The sequence below is a fragment of the Mycetocola miduiensis genome, assembly GCF_900115155.1.
GTDB lineage: Bacteria > Actinomycetota > Actinomycetes > Actinomycetales > Microbacteriaceae > Mycetocola_A > Mycetocola_A miduiensis.
In genome coordinates this window covers 80342-86465 of the sequence record NZ_FOVM01000003.1, presented here as the reverse complement: position 1 = coordinate 86465, position 6124 = coordinate 80342, and the positions used below count along the sequence as shown (strand labels likewise).

Sequence of the window (6124 nt, the reverse complement as noted above, 5' to 3'; positions counted from 1 at the left end):
GTCGGTGCGGGGTCGAGGCGTCCCGAAGTGCTGTTGCCGGTATCGAGGAGTCCCGAAGTGCTGTCGGGGTTGGGTGCGAGCGACCTTTTGGGCCCTCTCACGCGACAGACGGACGCATGAGGGCTTCCCCGCACAGACCCACGCCATTCCGAAGAGGCTAGGGCGCCGCCTCGAACAGGTACGCGGTGATAGTCACTGTCGAGCCCCTGCGCAGCGACTTCCCGGCGACAGGGTCGGTGGAGTCTACGCTGAGCAGCGGGCTTCCCCAGTTGGGTTCGGCAATGTCACTGATCACTTCGACGACGAAACCGGCGTCCTGAAGGGTCTTTTTCGCGGCCGCGACGTTGGCCCCGACAACGTCAGGAACCTCGACGAGATCGACACCCTTCGATACGACAAGGCTCACGACGTCGCTCGGACGGATGGTTCCCTCTGGCAGGGTTGCCGAGAGCACGAGTCCCTTGTCGACGTCGTCGCTGAACTTGTGCGTGACGTCGTCCGACACGACGAGGCCGCTCTCCGTAAGGGCGGCGCGTGCGGCATCGGGGGACAGGCCGACGACGTCGGGAACGCCGCCCACCGACACGGCCAGGTTGACAGTCTCGCCCTGAAGGATCGTTCCCCCGCCGGACAGGTCTGTCTCCGTGGCTGGGGCGGACGCAGCGATGACCGCACCGGACGCTACGTCCCCGTTGAATTGCTGGTCCACCGACCCGAGCGTGAGCCGGTTGTCGGCCAGGAAGGTTTCGACATCCTGCTGTGGCATCCCGGTGAGAACCGGCACGTCGACGCTCTCGCGGCCGAGTGAGACGTTGACGGTGACCGTCGTGTCTCTGTCCACCTGGGCGCCGGGAGCCGGGTTCGTACTCGAGACGAGGCCCGCAGCCACGTCATAGCTGTATTCCTCGCCGCGGGCGACCTCGAGGCCGAGACCGGTGAGGGTCGCCGTCGCGTCTTCGGGCGCCGAGTTGACGAGGTTGGGCACAAGGACCTGCGAACCGGGCCCGGCACCGAAATACCACCCGGTCCCACCGGATGCGACCGCCAGGAGGAGGACGAGGGCAAGGACCCACCATCCCTTCCGGCGTCGCTTGGCGGACGACGCCCTCAGCGAGGATGCCGCGTCGGCCGGCGCAACGGGGTCCGTCGCCATGTTCGCCGAGGTGAGGGCTTGCGTGAACTCGGCTGTGTCGCTGATCGGCGCGGAAGGCATCAGGATCGTCGGATTATGTACGGTCGTTGCCGCACCGAACCCGAGCTGCTTTTCGACTTCGCGCAGGCGTTCGAGCAGTTCACGGGCGTCGTTCGGGCGTTCGTCAGGGGACCGCTCGGTGGCCCAGAGCACAAGGTCGTCGAGCGGATCCGGGACGGAAGGGTTGACCACGCTCGGCCGGGGAACAGACTCGTTCGCGTGCTGGTAGGCGATCTGCATCGGCTGCTCGCCTTTGTAGGGCTGCTCACCGGTGAGCATCTCGTACATCATGATGCCGAGGGCGTAGATGTCGCTTCGGGCGTCTGCGACGCCTCGGGTCACGAGTTCGGGGGAGAGGTAGGCGATGGTCCCGAGGAGGGACTGCCCGGTCGCCGTGTTTGCGCTGGCTGCCCGGGCGAGGCCGAAGTCGCTGATCTTGATCCGGCCGTCATCTGCGAGAAGGACATTCTCGGGTTTCAGGTCGCGGTGGATGATGCCGGCGCGGTGAGCTGCAGCAAGTCCGCTTGTGACGGCATCCATGATGTCGACGACCTGGCGCGCCGTCAGCTTGCCGTGGTCGCGGAGAAGATCGCGGAGGGTGATGCCGGGCAGGTACTCCATGACGAGGTACGCCAGGTCGGAATCCTGGCCCTGGTCGAACACGCTGACCACGTGCGGATCGGCGAGGCGAGCGGCTGACCTGGCCTCCTGAACGAACCGGTTCCGGAAGTTGCTGTCGTCCGCCAGATGCCCGTGCATTACCTTGATCGCGACGCGGCGCTCCAGGCGCTGGTCCGTGGCGAGATACACCGTGGCCATGCCGCCGCGGGCGATCCGCGATCGCACCTCATAGCGGTCGTCGATGAGACGACCGATCATGGGGTCGGTCCGCTGGCTGGTTGTCACGCTTTGAAGTCTATGGAGCGAGGCGCAACGCACGCTGGCAAAACACCGGAGGCGACGGCAATGGCGTCAAATTTGTGATCGGATTGTGAGGAAAGGAGCTTTCACCCACCGTCACCCGGCTCGCGGAGGTCAGCCGAGCTGGCTCAGCCAGGCGCGGGCGGATGTCTCCCACTTGCCGTACGCATCGGGGTGGGCGGACTTCTGGACCGCTTGGGCGGCGTCGGTCACCGACATTGAGGTCCAGCCAGGGATGTCGAGGAGGCCGGCGGTCAGGCCGGGGTTCGGGTTGGCTGACCCGCCGAAGAATGCCGCCGTCGCGCGCACCGGGTCGAGGAGCTGCTCCGGGGTTCCCCAGCCCTGGCTCGGTCGCTGCTGAAAAAGTCCGAGCGAGTCCCGGTCGCCGAACTGCACGTTGCGCAGGCTGGACTCCTGCGCTGCGGCCGCGAGGGCGACAACAATGCCCTCGTCGCTCACGCCGAGCGATCGCGCCGTCCCGATGATGATTCGGGCATTGGCGGCCATCTCAGCGCTCAGCGGGGTGACAGTGTCGATGGATGCCTGGGGCGACGGCTTAGGCGTCGGAGCGGGGGGCGAGACGGCGACGGGCGCGGGTGTTGTTCCGGCTGCCGGAATGGCCAGGTCCTGGCCCGCGTAGATGATGCTTGCCGAGCCGAGGCCATTTGCGGTGAGGATGGCCGCCACGCTGATCCCGTGGTCGGACGCAATGCCGCTCACAGTGTCGCCGGCGACCACTGTATAGCTCGATACCGGAGCGGGTGCCGGAGCGGGTGCCGGTGTGGGGGTTTCGGCTGCTGCTGGAGTCGCTGTCGCGCCGGTCAGTTTGAGCACCTGGCCGGGGAAGATCAGGCTCGACCAGCCCAGTCCGTTGAGGGCAAGCAGGGAGGCGGTCGCCACGCCGAATGTGGCGGCGATGGAGCTGACGGTGTCACCCGATGCCACGGTGTACTGGGCGGGCGGCGCCTGCACCGCGACCGGCGCTTTGCTCTGCGGGAGCGGCGCCGGGGCCGGCGCGCTCGAACGGGGAGCGCCCTGCGGCGACGCGCTGGCTTGGCTTGGTGCCGCGATGTGCATGCCCGCGGCGAGCGAACCGGTCAGCAGAATCGGAAGAGTGAGATTGCGCGCCCGCTGGCGCGGGTCGGCCGCCGACCGTGGTGTCGCTGTCCGTTGCGCCATGAAAAAGGCCCCCATTCGTGTGTCAACGGCCCCAACGCTCCCACACCGCCGCGCCCAGAGTCAATCAAAGTGACCGATGGGGTTTCGCGTAACCTCTCGGAAACACATCTGAGGGTCCGTGAGGGCGCGGTGATCTGTCACACTCGTACCGTGACAGATGTGTATGAAGACCGACAGTGGCTCACCATTCCCGACCTCGTCGAGAAGCTTGACCTCACCCCGAGCCGGATCCGCCGGCTGATTGAAGACCGTCAGCTCCTCGCGATCAAGCGAAACGGCGTCCTCAGCGTCCCCGTCGACTTCCTCAGTGAGGAGGACCTTCCGCTCAGCGAACTGCGCGGCACACTTGTGGTGCTGGCGGATGCCCGGTTCACCGACGAGGAAGCGATGGAGTGGATGCTCAGCACCGAGGAGAGCCTCGGAACCGCCCCGATCGATGCACTTCGAGCCGGCCGCAAGGCTGAGGTTCGCCGGATCGCCCAGGCGCTGGCCTGATCCGCACCGCCGCAATTACTGAAGGGGCCGCGGAGCCGCCCCTTCAGTAATTGCGGCGTGTCACAGCTTCCGCAAGCGAGAGCAGCCGGGCAGTCGCCTCGTCGCCGAGGTTCGCGCCCTCGAGTGCTTTCGCTGCGCGGCCGACGTTCTCGGAGATCATCGACTCCACTTTCTCGACCGCTCCGGATTCCCGGATCGTCGCCTGCAGCGATGAAATCTGGGCGGCGGTGAGGTCGGGATCCCCGAGGAGCTCATCGACGATGCGGCTGGCCGATGCCGGCAGAGCAGTCCTGGCGAGCGCCACGAGCACCGTGCGCTTGCCCTCGAGCAAATCGTCCCCGCTCGGCTTGCCCGTGACATCCGCGTCTCCGAAGACTCCGAGCAGGTCGTCGCGGAGCTGGAAGGCAACACCGAGAGGGAGTCCGAATGCCCTCAGCGTCGCTACCTGCTGATCTGACCCACCGGCAAGCAACGCTCCGATGACGAGCGGGCTTTCCACGCTGTACTTGGCTGACTTGTATGTGAGCACCTGCTCCGCCCGCTCCAGTTGTTCCCCTTCGGGGCGGGAGCGCCACGCGCGCTCCTCGAGGATGTCCAGGTACTGGCCAGCGGTCACCTCAGTGCGCATTCGGACGAATTCCGCCCGCGCCGCGAGGCGGGACGACTCCGCAAGCGAGGCCAGGCCTTCGTCGAGCAGTTCATCGCTCCAGCCGAGCAGAAGGTCTCCGAGCAGGATCGCCGCGGCCCGACCGTACGGATCGCTGTTGCCGTCCCAGCCGGAGTCGCGGTGAAGGGACTCGAAACGCCGGTGCGCGGCAGGGGCGCCACGGCGGGTGTCGGAGTTGTCGATGAGGTCGTCGTGGATGAGCGCGGCGGCATGGAAAATCTCCAACGCACCGGCGACCGAAACGACTGATTCGAGGTCGTCCCCTGGCTCCATGGACACCCCGGAGACGCTGTTCCAGCCCCAGTAGCAGAAGCTCGCCCGGAAGCGCTTGCCACCGCTGAGAAAGTCCCGAGAGAAGGCGGAGAACGGCGCGAGGTCTGCACCAACCTGAGCGAGAATGGGTTCACGCGATTGTAGGAAAAAGTCGATTCGCGACTGCACCAGATCGTGCAGGTTGGCATTTTCACTCACGGCGCTAGCCTAGCGATCTGAGCGTGGCTAGAATTGACCCGATGGACCTGTGTCGCACCCGAGTTGGAGGGAACATCATGCCACTGTCTGAACAGGAGCAACGGCTTCTCGATGAGATGGAGCGCAACCTCTACCGGAACGACGCCGACTTTGTGTCGACCGTCGGAGATCGGCGTGGTCGCCCCACTTATCGAAGTATCGCGCTCGGAAGCGTCATCACCATCGTCGGTGCCGCCGCCCTCGTGCTCGGGGTTGTTCTGCAGCAGCCCCTCGTCGGCATCTTCGGTTTCGGGGTAATGCTCGCCGGCGTGCTCGTGGCCATTTCTCCTGGCAAGGCAACCACCCAGGAATCCAACGACAGAGGCGGCTTCGCATCAGCCTCGACGGGCAACCGCCCGAAGGGCTCGACGACCTTCATGGATCGCATGAACGATCGCTGGGACAAGCGCCAGGGCGACCACTAAAGGGTCCTCCACTTTCTTCCCTGAACGAGGGGCCGACCGGAAGGTCGGCCCCTTTTTTGTGCCCTCACGGCACTTCCACGCCGCCTTCCAGCTCCGGCGCACCACTCAAAGCCCCACCACGGCGCAAAAGTCCTCCAATTCCCTCCACCGCTCCGAGCCCCGTCAGTACGCGCCCTTTGGGAGGTTTGGCGCGCCAATATCACGAATTTCGTGACTTTGTGGTGCGAAGTGGAGTAAAGTGGAGCGCACCGGAAGTTGGCCGGAGCGAAAGGGGGGCGCAGCGATGTTTCTTGGCACCTACGCCCCGAAGCTCGACGAAAAAGGTCGCATCATCCTTCCGGCGAAGTTCCGCGACGAACTCGCTGGGGGAGTGGTCATGACCCGGGGCCAGGAGCACTGCGTCTACGTCTTCAGCAACCGCGAGTTCGAAGCGCTCCACGAGAAGATCCGCCAGGCCCCCGTGACCAGCAAGCAGGCACGCGACTACCTGCGCGTGTTCCTCTCCGGCGCAAGCGCAGAAACCCCGGACAAGCAACATCGCGTCACTGTCCCGTCGACACTCCGCAATTACGCCGGCCTCAGCCGCGACCTCACCGTGATCGGTGCGGGGACCCGCGCCGAGATCTGGGACACCGAAGCCTGGGAGGCCTACCTGGCCGAGCAGGAAGCAGCATTTTCCGACACCGCCGAGGAGGTGATTCCCGGACTCTTCTAGTCCCTGAAACCTGACTCCCA

General features: G+C 65.7%; 6 protein-coding genes. 3 read left to right on the top strand and 3 right to left on the bottom strand.

Annotated features, from left to right (window positions below; translation table 11 throughout):
* Positions 1 to 157 precede the first annotated feature (157 nt).
* Both pknB and BM197_RS06245 read right to left on the bottom strand, forming a co-directional pair.
* Positions 158 to 2098 carry a Stk1 family PASTA domain-containing Ser/Thr kinase gene (gene pknB, locus BM197_RS06250; RefSeq protein WP_090709853.1) on the bottom strand — a complete coding sequence of 647 codons (1941 nt, stop codon included), beginning with the start codon at positions 2096 to 2098 and terminating at the stop codon, positions 158 to 160.
* Between the two features lie 129 nt (positions 2099 to 2227).
* Entirely contained in the window at positions 2228 to 3292 is a 1065-nt protein-coding gene (locus BM197_RS06245; protein WP_090709851.1) for a LysM peptidoglycan-binding domain-containing protein, read from the bottom strand.
* A gap of 150 nt (positions 3293 to 3442) precedes the next feature.
* On the opposite strand from BM197_RS06245, the gene BM197_RS06240 reads away from it, so the two are divergent.
* Positions 3443 to 3787: an Rv2175c family DNA-binding protein gene (locus BM197_RS06240; protein ID WP_090710210.1), complete on the top strand. Its 345-nt coding sequence runs from the start codon at positions 3443 to 3445 to the stop codon at positions 3785 to 3787.
* A gap of 43 nt (positions 3788 to 3830) precedes the next feature.
* Here the strand turns inward: BM197_RS06240 and BM197_RS06235 are convergent, their stop codons facing one another.
* Positions 3831 to 4925: a polyprenyl synthetase family protein gene (locus tag BM197_RS06235; protein WP_090709850.1), complete on the bottom strand. Its 1095-nt coding sequence runs from the start codon at positions 4923 to 4925 to the stop codon at positions 3831 to 3833.
* 77 nt (positions 4926 to 5002) lie between these two features.
* Here BM197_RS06235 and BM197_RS06230 point away from each other — a divergent pair, with 77 nt between their 5' ends.
* Entirely contained in the window at positions 5003 to 5389 is a 387-nt protein-coding gene (locus tag BM197_RS06230; protein ID WP_090710208.1) for a DUF3040 domain-containing protein, read from the top strand.
* A gap of 283 nt (positions 5390 to 5672) precedes the next feature.
* Positions 5673 to 6104, top strand: coding sequence for a division/cell wall cluster transcriptional repressor MraZ (mraZ, locus tag BM197_RS06225; RefSeq protein WP_090709848.1), 432 nt, complete (start codon positions 5673 to 5675; stop codon positions 6102 to 6104).
* Positions 6105 to 6124 lie beyond the last annotated feature (20 nt).